Origin of the sequence: Rhodococcus sp. NPDC060086 (genome assembly GCF_042730275.1) — a bacterium.
GTDB lineage: Bacteria > Actinomycetota > Actinomycetes > Mycobacteriales > Mycobacteriaceae > Rhodococcus.
In genome coordinates, this window is the sequence record NZ_JBHWWZ010000030.1 from 1 (window position 1) to 15,889 (window position 15,889).

At 65.7% G+C, this 15,889-nt stretch carries 16 protein-coding genes, 1 tRNA gene and 1 other RNA gene; 8 read left to right on the forward strand and 10 right to left on the reverse strand.

Annotated elements, in window-relative coordinates; genetic code table 11:
* Positions 1-104: 104 nt before the first annotated feature.
* The 5 genes from ACFWB0_RS16720 to ACFWB0_RS16740 form a co-directional block, all read right to left on the reverse strand.
* Positions 105-848, reverse strand: a complete 744-nt coding sequence (locus ACFWB0_RS16720) for a queuosine precursor transporter (RefSeq protein ID WP_378491588.1) — start codon at positions 846-848, stop codon at positions 105-107.
* Positions 849-944: 96 nt separating this feature from the next.
* Entirely contained in the window at positions 945-1,784 is an 840-nt protein-coding gene (locus ACFWB0_RS16725) for an RDD family protein (RefSeq protein WP_378491589.1), read from the reverse strand.
* A gap of 98 nt (positions 1,785-1,882) precedes the next feature.
* Entirely contained in the window at positions 1,883-2,785 is a 903-nt protein-coding gene (locus ACFWB0_RS16730; RefSeq protein ID WP_378491590.1) for a hypothetical protein, read from the reverse strand.
* Positions 2,786-2,882: 97 nt separating this feature from the next.
* Complete coding sequence (gene gluQRS / locus ACFWB0_RS16735) at positions 2,883-3,794, reverse strand: tRNA glutamyl-Q(34) synthetase GluQRS (protein ID WP_378491591.1); 912 nt, start codon at positions 3,792-3,794, stop codon at positions 2,883-2,885.
* Positions 3,795-3,823: 29 nt separating this feature from the next.
* Positions 3,824-4,402, reverse strand: a complete 579-nt coding sequence (locus ACFWB0_RS16740; protein WP_378491592.1) for a TetR/AcrR family transcriptional regulator — start codon at positions 4,400-4,402, stop codon at positions 3,824-3,826.
* Between the two features lie 110 nt (positions 4,403-4,512).
* Between ACFWB0_RS16740 and ACFWB0_RS16745 the strand changes: the two genes are divergently transcribed.
* Positions 4,513-5,013 carry a nuclear transport factor 2 family protein gene (locus ACFWB0_RS16745; RefSeq protein WP_378491644.1) on the forward strand — a complete coding sequence of 167 codons (501 nt, stop codon included), beginning with the start codon at positions 4,513-4,515 and terminating at the stop codon, positions 5,011-5,013.
* Between the two features lie 12 nt (positions 5,014-5,025).
* Here the strand turns inward: ACFWB0_RS16745 and ACFWB0_RS16750 are convergent, their stop codons facing one another.
* Positions 5,026-5,676, reverse strand: a complete 651-nt coding sequence (locus ACFWB0_RS16750) for a YoaK family protein (protein ID WP_378491593.1) — start codon at positions 5,674-5,676, stop codon at positions 5,026-5,028.
* 157 nt (positions 5,677-5,833) lie between these two features.
* Here ACFWB0_RS16750 and ACFWB0_RS16755 point away from each other — a divergent pair, with 157 nt between their 5' ends.
* Positions 5,834-6,895: a DUF1524 domain-containing protein gene (locus ACFWB0_RS16755; RefSeq protein WP_378491645.1), complete on the forward strand. Its 1,062-nt coding sequence runs from the start codon at positions 5,834-5,836 to the stop codon at positions 6,893-6,895.
* Positions 6,896-7,012: 117 nt separating this feature from the next.
* On the opposite strand, the gene ACFWB0_RS16760 is transcribed toward ACFWB0_RS16755, so the two are convergent.
* Together ACFWB0_RS16760 and ACFWB0_RS16765 are read right to left on the reverse strand one after the other, a co-directional pair.
* Positions 7,013-7,267, reverse strand: coding sequence for a hypothetical protein (locus ACFWB0_RS16760; protein ID WP_378491594.1), 255 nt, complete (start codon positions 7,265-7,267; stop codon positions 7,013-7,015).
* A gap of 200 nt (positions 7,268-7,467) precedes the next feature.
* Positions 7,468-7,555, reverse strand: a tRNA-Ser gene (locus ACFWB0_RS16765).
* Between the two features lie 116 nt (positions 7,556-7,671).
* Between ACFWB0_RS16765 and ffs the strand changes: the two genes are divergently transcribed.
* The 5 genes from ffs to ACFWB0_RS16790 all read left to right on the forward strand — a co-directional run bounded on the left by ffs (position 7,672) and on the right by ACFWB0_RS16790 (position 12,080).
* Positions 7,672-7,766, forward strand: an RNA gene (ffs, locus tag ACFWB0_RS16770) — signal recognition particle sRNA small type.
* 49 nt (positions 7,767-7,815) lie between these two features.
* Positions 7,816-9,105: an aminotransferase class I/II-fold pyridoxal phosphate-dependent enzyme gene (locus tag ACFWB0_RS16775; protein ID WP_378491595.1), complete on the forward strand. Its 1,290-nt coding sequence runs from the start codon at positions 7,816-7,818 to the stop codon at positions 9,103-9,105.
* A gap of 288 nt (positions 9,106-9,393) precedes the next feature.
* Complete coding sequence (locus tag ACFWB0_RS16780; RefSeq protein WP_378491596.1) at positions 9,394-10,737, forward strand: hypothetical protein; 1,344 nt, start codon at positions 9,394-9,396, stop codon at positions 10,735-10,737.
* A gap of 21 nt (positions 10,738-10,758) precedes the next feature.
* Positions 10,759-11,340: an HhH-GPD-type base excision DNA repair protein gene (locus ACFWB0_RS16785; protein WP_378491597.1), complete on the forward strand. Its 582-nt coding sequence runs from the start codon at positions 10,759-10,761 to the stop codon at positions 11,338-11,340.
* A gap of 62 nt (positions 11,341-11,402) precedes the next feature.
* Entirely contained in the window at positions 11,403-12,080 is a 678-nt protein-coding gene (locus tag ACFWB0_RS16790; protein ID WP_378491598.1) for a trypsin-like serine protease, read from the forward strand.
* 35 nt (positions 12,081-12,115) lie between these two features.
* Here the strand turns inward: ACFWB0_RS16790 and ACFWB0_RS16795 are convergent, their stop codons facing one another.
* Both ACFWB0_RS16795 and ACFWB0_RS16800 read right to left on the reverse strand, forming a co-directional pair.
* The gene (locus tag ACFWB0_RS16795; RefSeq protein WP_378491599.1) at positions 12,116-12,508 is read right to left on the reverse strand and encodes a hypothetical protein; all 393 of its coding nucleotides are present in this window, start codon (positions 12,506-12,508) and stop codon (positions 12,116-12,118) included.
* A 137-nt stretch (positions 12,509-12,645) separates the two neighbouring features.
* On the reverse strand, positions 12,646-13,050 hold the full coding sequence (locus ACFWB0_RS16800; protein WP_378491600.1) for a hypothetical protein: 405 nt from the start codon (positions 13,048-13,050) through the stop codon (positions 12,646-12,648).
* A 158-nt stretch (positions 13,051-13,208) separates the two neighbouring features.
* On the opposite strand from ACFWB0_RS16800, the gene ACFWB0_RS16805 reads away from it, so the two are divergent.
* The gene (locus ACFWB0_RS16805) at positions 13,209-15,887 is read left to right on the forward strand and encodes a LuxR C-terminal-related transcriptional regulator (protein WP_378491601.1); all 2,679 of its coding nucleotides are present in this window, start codon (positions 13,209-13,211) and stop codon (positions 15,885-15,887) included.
* Positions 15,888-15,889: the final 2 nt, after the last annotated feature.

Below are 15,889 nucleotides of genomic sequence, written 5' to 3' on the forward strand. Positions count from 1 at the left end.
GTGTGCTTGCATGCGCGGACCCGGTGAAGCAGGAACCCGCTGAACAGATCTTGCCGGATGGTGAGGCTGCGTAGGAATCCTCCGTGTTCACGCGGGGGAGGAAGTCAAGCGTCCAAGCGCGCGCCGTAACTCGGCTCGTGCTTCTTCACGTACGCGATCACGCGATATGTGACAGGCATGAGGACGATCTCGACGACGGTCTTCCACAGGAAGCCGACCACGACGAAGTTCGCGAAGTCCGACCACGTCGAGATCCCGATCGCGCCGGCTGCGATCGAGCAGAAGATCAGAGTGTCGGCGAACTCACCGACTACCGTCGACCCGATCAAGCGTGCCCAGAGGTGCTTTTCCTTCGTGCGCTTCTTGATCCATACGAGCACGTACGAGTTGAGCAGCTGCCCGACCAGATACCCGGCGAGGCCGGCGAGCAGCATGCGCGGCACCACCCCGAGTACTGCTTCGAACGATTCCTGGTGGGGATAGAAGTCGGCTGCCGGAAGCGACCAGGTGACCCAGAAGCACAACGCAGACAGCGCCACCGCGCCGAATCCGACGAGCACGGCGCGCCGGGTCGCGGCGAACCCGTACACCTCGCTGAGCACGTCGCCGAGGATGTACGCGAGCGGGAACAGGAAGAATCCGCCGTCGGTGATGATCGGCAGAATCTGCAGGGGCCCCACGGCCCATTCGCTGTCGCCGAAGAAGGCGACGCCCTTCGTTGCGGTGATGTTCGAGATGATCAGCACCGTGGTGAACAGCACCAGGATCCCGGGGTAGAAGCTGTGTCCCACCCGGGCGAAGGCCACTTGCTCGGACGCGGATTTCGGGAGATCGCCTGCAGTTGTCACCCGGCCATCCAAACATCCGGGCTGGTCGATCGCGAAAGTGGCGGGAAACGACAGCGGGCTCCGTCCCGAAGGACGGAGCCCGCTTGCCTGTGTAGGTCAGGACTTGACGACCCGGGTACCACCCGCGAACTTGTCGTGGAACCCTTGCTTGCTCTCGTCCTGCTCGACCGTCACGGCGATGCCGATGTAGGCGGCCAGCGACGCGAGGCTTGCCAGCCACCCCAGGAACGGGATGCCGGACAGAATCTGGAGCGCGACGAAGGCATTGCGCTTGGCGGCCTCTTCGAGCGTGGGGTTTCCACCGTTCGGTCCGACCACGGACAGGCCGAGCAGCTTCTTCCCGAAGGTCGCGCCCTGCGTCGACTCGAGGTACGTCCAGTAGCCGAAGGCGACGACTCCCGTCAGTACCGACATGACGAACGACATGAACCCGCTGCCGCTGCCGAAGGCGATGATCGCGGTGAGGATGAACATCGGGATTCCGACGATCAACCCGTCGATGATGCGAGCGCCGAGACGCGGCAGCAACTGACCCGGCTGCGACGGGCCGAAGCCGGGTGTCGGCGACGGGAAGCCGGGTGCTCCACCGAACGGTTGTGCGCCGGGCGCCTGACCGTACTGCGGCGCCTGACCGTACTGCGGGGCACCGTACTGAGGTGTGCCCTGCTGCTGCGCACCGAACTGATTGCCCTGGGGAGCGCCGTACTGGCCGCCGTTCTGAGGAGCACCGTACTGACCGCCGCCGTTCTGGGGGGCACCGTATTGGCCGCCACCGTCAGGCCCGTAGCCGTCGATCGGTCCGGAGAACTGCTGGGTGTAGTCCACAGGCTGTTGCCCGAAGCCCGGCCGGTTGCCGTACTGCGGAGCGTTGCCGCCCGGGTAGGAGCCCGGATTCTGCGGATTGGGCTGGGGAGGAGGGTATCCACCGGATGTCATATATCTCCCTTTTATGAGCAAATGCAGATGCGCCACCGTACAACGTTCCGGTGACGGACAGTTATACGGTGGCGCAGCGAAGCGGTGACGCAGGGTGGTCAGGCAGCGACAGGGCCACCCGTGGTGATCCGGTAGGCGTAGGTCGAGGCGATGATCGTGACCGGGATGGTGACGAACAGCCCCAGACCGCACAGCAGTGCGCCGACGATGTTGATGCCGACGAGTGCAAGAGCCAGCAGGAGTAGTGTGCCTGCGTTCGACTTGATCGCATTGAAACTCGACTTGATTGCAGTGATCGCATCTTGGTTGCGGTCGACCACGAACTGCATCGTCCACCACGTCAGGAACGCGACGGCAAGACCGGGGAGGATGCACAGCACGAAACCGATCGTGGTCGCGATGCCCACGAGCAACCCGGCCACGATCACAGCGCCAACCGCGCCGACCTGCAGGAAGGTCCCGAAAGCGGGCTTGCGGCCATCGATCTCGCTGAGCGCACCACGCACGAACGCGGCCTGGATCAGGTAGCCGACCACGGTGGTGACCACGGTGCCGATGATCGACCAGACACCGAACGTGCTCGCGCCCTCGTCGACGGAGAAGGAGAAGCTGCCTCCGTTGAAAATGAAGCTGAGTACCACTTGAATGACGAAGGAAGCCAGCACCATGAGGATCCACACGCCGGGGTTCTGGCTGAACTTGCGCCACCCGTAGGAGATCGCGTCGCCGACACTCAGCTGGGCGGGCCCCGGTCCGAAACCACCACCGAAGTTTCCGCCCGGAGGCGGCGGCGGGTAGCTACCGGGAGGCGGGGGATAGTTGCCCGGTGGGGGAGGGTAATTTCCGCCCGGAGGCGGTGGGAAGCCGCTGCCCTGTGAGGGCGGGGGGTAGCTGCCGGGAGGGGGAGTGGTGCCGCCGGGTGGATACCCAGGCCATTCCGGATCGGGAGTGCCGCCTTGGTTCTGCGGGTCCTTGTTCGGGTCGTAACCGCCGGTCGTCATCGGATCCTCTCGAGGATGGGATGGTGCACGTGCTTTCGGTTGTCACCGTGAGGCTACGGCGGTTCCATCCCCGATGCAGCCCTTCCGATCTTGTATTTCACCGCGGTCGATACACCCATGGATCTCTCGGCAACCGCTGCGGGTTCCACCGGTCGAGCAACAGGGACAGCGTGACCGGTTCGCCGGGATCGGCCAGGTTCAGGGATGCTGCGATCGTCGCGAGCACATCGGCGGGCGTCTCCCCGAGTTCGACCCGGTCTGCGAGTGTGACTGCGCCGTCCCGCTTTGCAAGGCGCTTGCCCTCCACGTTCAACGCGAGAGGAACGTGCGCGTAGAAAGGGATCGGAAGCCCCAGCAAGGACGCCAGATAGCCCTGGCGAGGTGCGGAGGCCAGCAGATCGTCGCCGCGCACCACCTGGTCGATGCCTTGGGCGGCGTCGTCGACCACCACCGCGAGGTTGTAGGCAGGGGTGCCGTCGCCACGGCGCAGCACCAGGTCGTCCACGATTCCGGTGAAGTCGCCGTGCAGCACATCGTGGATCGTGTAGTACGCCTCCTTCGAACGCAGCCGAATTGCCGGTGGGCGGCCGCTGTCGCGTTTCGCGGTACGTTCGGCATCGGTGAGGGCGCGGCAGGTGCCCGGGTACGCGCCTGCGGGAGCGTGCGGGGCCGACGCGGCCTGCTGAATCTCGCGTCTGGTGCAGTAGCACTCGTAGGTCAGACCGGCGCGGCTGAGCCGCTCGATCGCCGCGTCGTAGAGATGCTGTCGGCGGGATTGGTGCACGACCTCGCCGTCCCAGTCGAGTCCGAGCGCCGCGAGATCGGCGAGTTGAGAGCGCTCGGCTCCGGGGCGTACCCGATCGAGGTCCTCGACGCGCACCAGAAATCGACGTTGTGTGGATCGTGCGAACAACCACGCGAGAACGGCGGTGCGGAGGTTGCCGAGATGCAGGTCGCCCGACGGGCTGGGCGCGAACCGACCCGCGCCGTCGTCGGCCGAATGTGACACCCGTGCACTTTAACGGGGACGGGTGTGTGTCAGGCCGCGGCGTCGAGCATCAAGTGGATCTGAGTGTGCAGCGCATGGGTGAGGTATTCGCGCGGGTACAGATCCGGGCTCGACGTCGCGTCAAGTGCCAGACCGTTGACGGCCGCGACGAGCAGGGCGGCGCGCGTCTCAGGGTCGGGGACGCCCATGTGGATCAGGACGGTGGCGAGCCCCGTGCGGATGGTGAAGAGGACGGAACTGCGGATCGAACTCAACGACGGAGACGTCGCGGCGCGCACCGCGAAGGCGGCCATCACGTGTGCCTCGCTGCCGCGTTGGTCGTCGAGCGGCAGCAACTGGCTCAATGCCGCGAACAGCGTGCGGGTGGGGTCGATGTCGGGGTCGACGGTGGCCAGCCGCGCGAGCACCCGGTCGGCGAGCGCCCGGAACGCGTACGCGAGCATCTCGTCCTTCGTCGGAAAATGGTGCTGGACAGCTCCGATCGACACGCCCGCCTGGCTCGCGACTTCTCGTACGCTCGCCGATTCGAGCCCGCTGCGTGCGGCAACCTCGAGTAGTGCCGCAGCGAGCCTGGTGGGGCTGGTGGTTGCGTAGGGGCGGGCGCGCATGGGAGAACCGTAGCGGAGCGCATGAGGTTCCTGATGTCATGGGTGACGACCTCCACGCGACCGTGATCGGTGGAGTCCGACATGCGCGCAACTACGGGGGAAGGGCTGCAATGGGGTGGAGTCGGGACGAACTCGAGAATGCGTACGCGAACTACCGGGAGACGGTGGTGCAGGCGACACTGGCCCGCGACTGGAACTGCTATGCCGACCAGTTCACCGAGGACGCGAAGTACGTCGAGCACGCGTACGGGACGATGAACGGCCGTGAGGCGATCCGCACGTGGGTCACACGGACGATGTCGGCATTTCCCGGTAGCCGCATGACGTCGTTTCCGCCGTCCTGGTACGTGATCGACGAGGAACGCGGCTGGGTGATCTGCGAGGTGCAGAACCCGATGGAGGATCCGGGCGACGGCACCGAGCACAACGCCCCGAACATCACGATCCTCCACTACGCCGGCGACGGGCTGTGGTCGTACCAGGAGGATGCCTACAACCCGATGAACTTCCTCGCTGCCACCAAGCGGTGGTGTGCTCACGCCGAGAAGTGCGGAAACCTCCCGGACGATGCGCGGGTGTGGCTCGACAAGATGGCGAAGATGGGCGCTTGACCGTTGTGCGTTTCACGGCCGGTGGGGCAGAAACCGCACACCGACCGTGAGCGCGGCAGACACCGCCGTTGCGATCCACAGTGCGTTGAGGCCGAGCGCGCGGTGGGCGAGTGCGCCGAGGACGGCTCCACTCACCAGCCCGGCCCACAGGCCGAAGTAGGGAATCCAACGCCAGCGTGGCCCGCCGAGGAATGCTGCCGCGATGCGATGCCCGATCTTCACGAGCGCACCCGTCATGTAGGTCAGGGCGATGCTGACCTCGCCGTCGCGCCGGAACACCGAGTTCTCGGCGCCCATCGCCAGCGTCATGGCGATGACGGCGAGGGGAACCCAGTCGAGGAGAGCGCCGAGTGAGCCGAGCAGCAACAACCCTGTGACCAGCGCAAGTACTGCACTCTTGCGGGTCCGTCGATCGTGATCGGTGAGTTCCGCGATGATTCCGCTGATCGTCACGCCGACGACGAAAAGCACGAGGATGCCCGCGACGATTCCGACCTGGGCCCACGCGCCGTCCGCAATCCCGACGCTCAGTCGGGTGGAGTTGCCGCTCATGAACGAGACGAAGATTCCGCCGAGAGTGATGAAGCCGATCGCGTCGACGAATCCGGCGAGAGACGACAGCGCGATCGCGAGCCCTTGGAGTTGCCTGCCGTATCCGACCACGCCGAAATGATAGGTGTCGCTCGGGAACAGACCGTTATCTAGCGTATGTAACGGACTGTCGGCAGAGCTGCGATAACAACCTCGGAACGGTTTCTTTTCGCGCAGGAGTGCTTCGGTGTCCCCATTTCGTATAGTCCCGATACTTTCGCGCGCCCGCATGGTCGCGGGAGTTGCTGCCACGGTCGTGTTGCTCGCCGGCTGTTCGGAAGCCGCAACCGAAGTCGTACCGAGCTCGAATACGGACACTGCGACGGCCTCGACGACGTCGAGCGCAGGAGTGTCTACTGCAGCGGCGTCCACCACGTCGGCGGCCGCCGAGGCGACCTCGCCGGTCGCCGAGATCCCCGCTGCCGCAGGCGCCACGAGCCAGGCAGGTGCTGCCCTCACACAACTCGCGACGCTGCCGATCAAGGGCCGCGCACCGAAGACCGGCTACGACCGCGACCTGTTCGGTCAGGCATGGAGTGACGACGTCTCGGTTCCGGGTGGACACAACGGCTGCGACACCCGCAACGACATCCTGGCCCGGGATCTGGTCGAGATCACCTACCGGCCGGGCACTCGCGACTGTGTGGTGCTGTCCGGCGTCCTGAACGACGCCTACACCGGCACGTCCATTGCGTTCACCCGAGGTCAGGACACATCCACAGCGGTGCAGATCGACCATGTCGTCGCACTGTCGGACGCGTGGCAGAAGGGGGCGCAGCAGTTGGATTCCCAGACCCGCGCCGACTTCGCGAACGACCCACGCAATCTCCAGGCCGTCGACGGACCGACCAATCAGCAGAAGAGCGACGGTGACGCCGCGACGTGGCTGCCGCCGAACCGTGCCTACCGCTGCACCTATGTGGCACGCCAGGTGCAGGTGAAGGCCGCCTACAACCTGTGGGTGACGCAGGCCGAACACGATGCGATGGCGCGGGTGCTCACCTCGTGCGGCGGGTCGGCGCCGGTCGCAGAGCCGTCGGAGTCCGTGATGGTTCCGACCACGATGATCCCTGCGCCGCAGCCGGCACCGGCTGCGACCACTGCCGCATCCCAGCGGGTCCAGCCCCAGCCCACCGCGGAACCTGTTCCGGCCGTCGGGGCCGACCCTGGTTCGGTGTACTACAAGAATTGCTCCGCGGCGCGCGCGGCAGGTGCTGCGCCGTTGTATGTGGGTGAGCCCGGGTACCGGCCGAAGATGGACGGCGACGGCGACGGCGTGGCCTGCGAGTAGGCGTCACTGCGGAACTTTCCTCCGGTCGTCCGGGTTTCCGTTGCCTCACGACCCACGGCAACCCGGGCTATGCGAGGAAAGTTCTGTGTGCGGCTGTAGTGCTCAGGCGAAAGTACTTCAGGCGAACCGGTCCGTCAGGTTGCGTCGCATGCGATGGAGGTCGCGAAGCGAGTCGCGCAGCTTCGCGCTGTCGGCATCGAACCTGCGCGCGCGGTCGACGGCGCCGGCGCGGTGCTCGGCGAGAGCGCGCTTCTCGGCGTTCTCGATCGCTCCCGAGATCGTGTCGATCTCCTGGTCCAGCATCTCGCGCCACTTCGCTGCCTGAAGTGAATCGGCCTGATGATGGATCGCTTCGTTGTTGTCGCTGAGCACGATCTCCGACGAACTCCTTCGATCCCGACGGCGCAGCCGTTCATCCACATGTGACCCCGAGTCGCTCCCCGGGTTGTTCAAGTGTCCAACGCCACGGCGCTGGGACAAACGATGACACGGATTCGACGCGTGGTCATGTGCGGGTCCCCGGGACGAGAAAAGCCCGTGACCGGCATTTCTGCTGGTCACGGGCTTCCCGTTGGCGGAGGATAGGGGATTTGAACCCCTGAGGGCGTTAACCCAACCCGCGTTCCAGGCGAGCGCCATAGGCCACTAGGCGAATCCTCCGTGAGGAAGCATACCGAATGACCCCACCGACTTCCCAAACGGGCAGGTCCGCACGCGAATCGAGAGGCCTCCGAGGGGGTGGTGCGCACCCGTATGGGGAGTCCTCTAGACTTGCCGATGGATCCCGCGCGGCGCGCATCCTGTGAACTCCCCCAGGGCCGGAAGGCAGCAAGGGTCAACGGGCTCTGCCGGGTGCGCGGGGTCCCCTATTTTCTTCCGCCGATGCCCGTGTCACCGTGCACGGTGAAAGGTCTCTCCGCATGCCTACGCAGACCCAGATCGGGTTGATGAGCCATGAGGAACTCGTTGCAGAGCACGAGCGCCAAACCGCGAATTACGAGTGGTTGAAGACCGAGAAGCTGACGCTGGACCTGACCCGCGGTAAGCCGTCCCCCGAGCAGCTGGACCTCTCTGCGGAGTTGCTGTCGCTGCCGGGCGCGGACGATTACCGGGATGCCTCCGGCACCGACTGCCGCAACTACGGCGGCCTGAAAGGTCTGCCCGAGCTGCGCGCGATCTTCGCCGAACTGCTCTCCATCCCCGTCGACAACCTGCTCGCCGGGAACAATGCGAGCCTCGAGACCATGCACGACCTCATCACCTGGTCGCTGCTGCACGGGACCGTCGATTCGCCGCGCCCGTGGTCGCAGGAACCGGTCGTGAAGTTCCTGTGCCCGGCCCCCGGCTACGACCGCCACTTCGCGATCACCGAGTCGTACCGCATCGAGATGATTCCGGTGCCGTTGAACGACGACGGCCCGGACGTGCACGCGATTGCGGAGCTCGTCGCGAATGATCCGCAGATCAAGGGCATGTGGACGGTTCCGACGTATTCGAACCCCACCGGCGCGGTCTACAGCGAGGATGTCGCTCGCGCACTGGTGTCGATGCCGACCGCGGCGCCGGACTTCCGGATCTTCTGGGACAACGCGTACGCGGTGCACCCGGTCCTCGAGGAGGTCGCCCCGGCGATCGACATCCTGGGTCTCGCTGCCGAGGCAGGGAACCCGAACCGCGTGTTCGCTCTCGCCTCGACTTCCAAGATCACGTTCGCAGGATCAGGTGTGAGCTTCTTCGGCAGCTCCACCGCGAACCTCGACTGGTACCAGAAGTTGCTCGGGATCAAGACGATCGGACCCGACAAGATCAATCAGCTGCGCCACCTGCGGTTCTTCGGCGACGCCGACGGTGTTCGGGCACACATGGCGAAGCACCGCGAGATTCTCGCACCGAAGTTCGCGCTGGTCCGTCAGATCCTCGAAGACCGTCTCGGTGCGTCGAAGGTCGCGTCGTGGACCGAGCCGAAGGGCGGCTACTTCATCAGCCTCGACGTCGTCGACGGCACCGCCAAGCGGGTCATCGCGCTCGCCAAGGACGCGGGAATCGCCCTCACGGCTGCGGGTTCGGCGTTCCCGTACAAGAACGACCCCGACGACAAGAACATCCGCCTTGCTCCGAGCTTCCCGTCGCTCGACGAGCTGGCGAAGGCGATGGACGGCGTCGCAACCTGCGTCCTGCTCGCAGCGACGGAGAAGACGCTCGGACACTGACATCCGCAGGCCGCACTGGCCCCGGGTGTCACACGTTCTCCCAAGCTGTGGACAAAGCTGTGGACAACTGGTGGACCGATGGTGGACAACTTCTGTCACACCGCTCTGACCTCAGGAAATCGAATAATTCGCTTTCCTGTGAATAAGTGCCATACTCCGATATCAGGGTCGCCGCATTCCGCGGCGGGTTCGGAAGTGGTGAGTGTGATGGAAGACCGCGCTCTCGTACGATCCGGAGCCGGCGCAGCTGCCGTCGGTTCCGTCACGGGCTGTCACGGTGTTGTGAAGGTGTTTCTCCTGGCTCTCGATATCGAGGCCTCTGCAGTGTCGCCGCCGCCGATCGACGCGGTGCATGAGCTGGAGCCGTTCCTTCCTGCTCGAATCGGAACGTTGCCGAGCACCGAACACGGTGTTCGTGCGGCAAGCCTGCTCGCATACCGGCACATCACCGACCGTGAGCGTCCGCCTCTGTCGTTCGGTTCCTCGACAGGCGCATTACGCACCGGATCAGCACGCCCGTACGTCGGGGCACCAGCGACCTGCCTGTCGCTGTGGGAGATCCCCGGGCACGGACTCGTCCTCGCCCTCGAAACGCTCAGTGACGACAAGTCCCCGCTGATCGACTGGCGCGCCGACCCGTTGCAGGACCGCGACGGCGCCGGCTTCCGCCCCGCTGTCGACGAGTTCCTCGAGCCGTTCTCGCTGACCAGCGACGCGTGCCTCAACGATCTGTTCCCCGGCCTGAACCGCCGGATGCCTGCCCCGACCACGTATCGGGCTCTGAGTGATCTCGTGGTGCACCGGCATCGGGGCGTCGGCGACCAGGAAGTCGTCGAGGCCTTGCTGGTGGAGGTCGTGTCGAGCGGCGGTGATCGCGTGCGCGAACTCGTCGACGGTCGGCGTACCGACTCGCAGGCCAGAGCCACAGCCCAGATGTGGGGCGTGTTGTGGAACTGGGATCGGGTTGCCCTCGTGGATCGACCTGTGCAACCCGGTGCGGCGATCGCAGTGCGAGAAGACTCCGCTGCGGTACTGCTGGACCTCGAAGCGACACCGGTGGGCAGCGACTACGTCGGTCACGGCACGAGCGAGATGATTTTCGAGTTGCTCCCGTGGGTGGCGATTCGCGCCCGCGCCTCGACCGACTTCTGGCGGATTCTGGACCACCTCCGCAATCACGAAGATCTCACCGGAGATCGTCTCGTCGAGGCACTCGACGACATAGCTGCGATGCAGGCCCGCAAGATGGAACGTGCGCTGCTGCGTAAGGCCTCCCTCCACAACGACCGGTTCCACTCGTGGACACAGCCGACACAGTTGCGGTCCTTGATGGCGGGGAGGGTCGCCGACGAGATCGCGGACCTCGATGCCGAGCTCGCGGGCGCAGTCGAGGTGATCGAGCACGCGGTGCTCCGCAGCGCCGAACTGCGCTCCGCTCACCATTCCCGGCTTGCGCGAGGATGGTCGGCCGCCGGTGGAGCGATCGCCGTCGTCGCCCTGTTCGCCGCTCTCGCGGCGGTGCCGGGTACGTCGGAACCGACTCTCTTCTCCCACTGGATCCATGCGCTGACCGTCTCGATCGTGCTCACGGTGACGGTGCTTGCGGTGGTCGTCCTGTGGCGGCGACAGTGACGTGGGGTGCATGATCGACCCATGGCAACGACGCTGAACCTGGTCGGGGATCCGGATGCGGACGCATTGCTTTCCGAGAACCCGCTGGCGCTCCTGATAGGGATGCTTCTCGACCAGCAGGTACCCATGGAAACGGCGTTCGCAGGCCCGAAGAAGATCGCCGACCGGCTCGGCGGAGTCGATGTACACCGGATCGCCGACATGGACCCCGACGAATTCATCGAGGTGTGTTCTCGGCCACCGGCGGTGCACCGGTTCCCGAAATCGATGGGCCAGCGCATCCAAGCACTGTGCGCTGCGATCGTCGAAGAGTACGACGGCGACACCGCCGCGATCTGGACAGCGGGCGACCCCGACGGCAAGCAGGTGCTGACGAGGCTGAAGGCGCTGCCCGGATACGGAGATCAGAAGGCTCGGATCTTTCTCGCGCTGCTCGGTAAGCAGCGGGGTGTCCAGCCCGCGGGTTGGCGCGAGGCTGCGGGGGCGTACGGAGACGAAGGGGCTCGTCGCTCGATCGCCGATGTCGTCGATTCCCAGTCGTTGCACGAGGTACGAGAGTTCAAGAAGTCGGCGAAAGCGGCCGCCAAGGCCGGAAAGAAGTGAGGCGCGGTTTCGCGCTGTCGGTAGCAGTCCTTGCATGTGCGCTGGTCACACCGGGAATTGCCGTGGCAGGAGGGGGAGACGACCGCGTCGTCCTTCGTCCGGGCGATGGGATCACGTTCTCCGCCGAGCCGGTGCCCGGCTGGTGTTCCGTCGCGGCGGTGGGTCGTGACGACGCACACCGGCTGGTCGCCATCACGGCCGGTCATTGCAGGCAGGACGGATCGTCTCAGATCTGGAAAGTAGGAGAGCAACATCGCGGACCGGTCGGCGTCGAAACCGACGTGGCGAGCACCGGCTCGGTGGATCCCATCGGTTTCCCCACCGACGAGGTACCGGACTACGCCGTGCTGCTCCTCGACGAGACGAAGGTCCGCGGCTCGAACACCTCGGAGCCGAACGACCGCGGACAACGCGTCGTGCTCGACTCCATCGGGTCACTCGACCGCGGCGATCGCCCGGTCGGCATGCAGTGCGCCGCAGGACGCACCAACGGGGTCGCGTGTACTTCCGGTGATGTGCTCGTAGACGCGAATCTGATGTCGTCTTCCTTGTTGATGAAGCCCGGAGATTCGGGAGGTCCGCTGGTCCGGGCCGACACCGGCGAGTGGATCGGTCTCTCGGTCGGATATCGACCGACCAGTCGGGGTCTCGCGGCCTATCAGAGGGCGGACCGCATCCTCGAGGAGATCGACGCGCAGGGCGGAGTCGGATCGGGTTTCAGCCTCGTTGACACTCCCTGACAGGGAGGGCGTCGACACTCCCTGACAGGGAGGACTCAGCTCGAACCCGTCTCCAACAGGTCGATCAACTGATCGATCAGGGAAGGCGGCACGTTCACCTGCTCTTGCTTGACGTTGGTCATGTCGGGGTCGCAGTACAGCGCGGCGTTGTAGGTGCCCGGAGCCACGTACACCGTCGCCGTCGGACCGTCGGTCCAGGGCGAGGCAGGTACCGGCCCGAGCTCATCGTTGTCGACGAACAGTGCGCACCATGTGATGCCACGGCTGGAGTCGATGTGCGCGGTGACCGAATTCGACGTAGTGGTGAAGTACACAGAAGCCGGCAACACCGGTCCCATTCCCTGTGCGACGCCGGAACCGGCAAGCGCCAGTGGAACTGCCGCGACCGTAGCGGCCGAGTACCCGAGAATCTTCCGGAACCAGCTCATGATCTGTCCTTCTGGTCGTTCCGGCCGGCGGCTCGGAACACGGTGGGTTCCGAGCGAACGGACCTTCGGTCGGGGGACAAGACCCGTTCGCTCGGAGTTCGGTGGCGGTGGCGCTGATCAAAATCGGTGAGGAAGCTTCAGGCGAAGCCTCGCTCGATGAGATCGATCGCGCTCTCGTGCAGCAGAGGAGGAGTGTTCACGACCTCCTGGCGAACGATCCATCCGTCGGGACCGGTCATGTCCCACCTGCACAACACTGTCGTGGTGTATCGGTTCTGTGGGACCCACACGGTGATCCACTCGTCGCTCGTCCACTCCGTTTGGTGGATGTCCGAGGATGCCGGGCCCTGCGCGATCAGTGTGCAGTCGGTCATGCCGTTGTTCTGGCCGATGTGCGCGGTGATCGAATTCCAATCCGAGTTGAGGTACACGTCCCCGGGATCGTTTCCGCCCATCGCCGTCGCGATGCCTGCACCGGCCAGTACGAGGGGGACGACGGCAGCTGTGGCCACCGCGCATCCGAGGATCCTTCTGTAGATCATGGGTGGTCCTCTGTGTCCGGTCCGCGTCGACGACGGTGAAATGGAATGGGGATGCCCTCATCGTCGCGCGCCCCGGCGTGCGAAACATCTGTCGAACGACGTAGACGGTTCTCGCGTATCGGCCTGCGATCGGACATAACCGACCTAATCTTGATCTCATGGAGGGCAGTCGGACATCTCGTGCGGAGCTGGTCCGATCTCTCGCCGCCGAGGTGAGCCGATACGTTCGGAACACCGAGCACGGCGCGTTCGCGCTGGTTGGAGCAGTGGGACTCGGGAAGACCACCGTCCTCCATGACGTCGCCGAGGCGCTGGACGGGATCCGCGTCGTCGCAACAACGGCAGACGAGGTCGATTCGCGCGAACCCTTCTCCGTCGTCGGCCGGCTGTTCACCGCAGGTACCGGAGCACCGCCCGGCCGGGTATTCGCCGGCTACAGCGTCGACGACCTCGATGGGATCTACGCCGCCGGACCCGTCGTGCTCGTCGTCGACGACGCACATCTCGCCGATGGCGAGTCATTGACCTTGCTGCACAGGATCAGCGCGGTCTCCGCCCGGCTGCCACTCGTCGTGGTCCTTGCCTACCGTCGGGTGCCGGAACGGACGGCACTGACGATGTTCGCTGCAGAACCGTATGCTCGGACGGTTGAGCTCATCCCGCTCGGTTCCGACGAAGTGGCCGCTGTCGTACGCCGGCACCTCGGTGGCGATCCCGCTCCCGACCTGACCCGGTATCTCGCCCATGCGGGAGGTAATCCGCTCCACGTCGGGCAGCTCGTCGACCTGCTCAGTCGTAGCGATCACACCGCGGTCGATGCCGAGTCCGGGCTGATCACACTTCGAGGAACCGATGCGGACTTGTCCGACCAACTCGGCAGGAGCATTCGCTCTCACCTCGCGCGACTGTCTCCCCGGGTGCGCGACCTCGTGCAGGTACTGGCCGTTGCGGATGGACCGATGGGTGTCGAGGTACTCGCGGATATCGGTGGTGAGGCACCCGCCCGGTGCGCGGGTGCGGTCGCCGCGGCTGTCGACGCGGGAGTGCTGCACTGGCTCGGTGACGACCTCCTCGACTTCGTCGCGCCCGCTTACCGGCAGATCGCCTACGACACCGTCGCACCCGGTATGCGCAGACTCCTGCATCACGCCGTCGCGGAATCACTCGCCCGGCACGGTGCGCCCACGGAGATGATGTCGACCCATCGCAACCTGGCTGCTGCATCCGGTGCATTCGCGACGAGTCGCCAGCCCAGTTCGGTCCAGGCCTTCGGGATCTTCGACCCCGATGAACTGGCCGCCACCGTGCGCCGCAATCCGAGCCTTGCGCGTGCTGCCGTGCTCGCCGAATCAGGCCGATTCCGTGCGGCAGCCCTACTCGCCGACGAGGTGCTCGGGACCGCGGGCGACGACCGTGCGTTCGCTCTGATGGTGGCGTTGACCTCCCGGACGGTGCTCGGCGATGTCCCTTGCGCCCGAGCATCTATCGACGAACTCCTCGGATTGTCGTTGCCCCCGGACACACGAGTGTGGCTGGGGCAGTTCCGCGAATGGCTGGGCCTGATCGGAAGCGTCGAGTCGGTGCCCGACGCGCCGCTCCCACCGTCCACCGATGAGGTATTGGCCGACTTCGGCCTCGACACGATCGTTCCGGGCATCCACGCGGTGCTCTCCGGCGATGCCACCCTCGGGCTCGAGTGGTTCGAGCGCGGGCAGTCTGCGGCGAGCGGCCAAGGGGTGCTCGATCGCGAGACGTCTGTGGCCGAAGTATGGGCGATGTGGGCGGCTCTCTACGCGCATGGTCCGATCGCGGCGTTGGCGCGACGGACGCCCGTTCCACACGGTGGACGCACGATGGCCGAGATGTGGCTGCTGCCGATACACCATTCGATCACCGCGTCGACGCTGTTCGCTCTCGGTCGATGGGACGAGACCGTTGCCGCGTGCGACGACGCGCTTGCGGTTGCCGCACAGACGGACTCGGGCTGGACGTCCAGTGCTGTGGCGACCGCCGCGCTGGTCGATGTGCACCGGGGCGACCTCGAATCAGCCGAGCGACGGTTGCAGGCGTGGGAGGCAGAGGGCAGGCCCAGGTTGTTCGGGCTCCCCGACACCGAGTACGCCCGTGCCGAGCTGTGGAGTGCGCTCGGTGACCTCGAAAGAGCCCGGGTCTTCGCTGCACGGGCGTGGTGTCTGGCAGTGGATGCCGGACGGATGGTGTGGGCGCTCGGATTCGGACCACACATCGCGAGGATCGCCGTGCAGAGCCACGACCGGGACCTGTTTGCTCAGGTGTACACAGTTTTCCACGAGATGCGCGCGCCCCGCTCCCCGGCGATCGCACCGGCGGTGGAATTCGTCGAGGCCTTGAGCAAGGGCGATCATGTGGGCCTGGCCGAGGCGGCCGAGAACTTCGCCGGGGCAGGCGATGCCGTAGCGGAACTTGCGGCGCTCGAAGAGGCGGCGTGTGTTGCCGCAGCGTCGGCCGGGCGTGATGAGGCGCATGAGCATGCGCGACGGGCACGTGACCTCGCGGTACATCTGGGCGCGAGTACGGTCATAGACCGGATCGCGAGCAGAGTACGCGAGTCCGGTGTCTCGCTCGGTGTCGTCGGGTCGCGCAGAACCGAGCAGATCGGCTGGGAGTCCTTGACGGTAGCGGAGAAGCGAGTCGCGAGACTTGTCGGGCAGGGGCTGTCCGGCCCGCAGATCGCCGCGCGACTCGGGGTGTCACCGAGGACCGTGCAGACGCACGTCTCGCATGCACTTGCGAAACTCGGGCTTCATTCGAGGGTGGGACTTGCGCGAGTGGTGCTCGCTCACACCCGAGGGGAGTGATC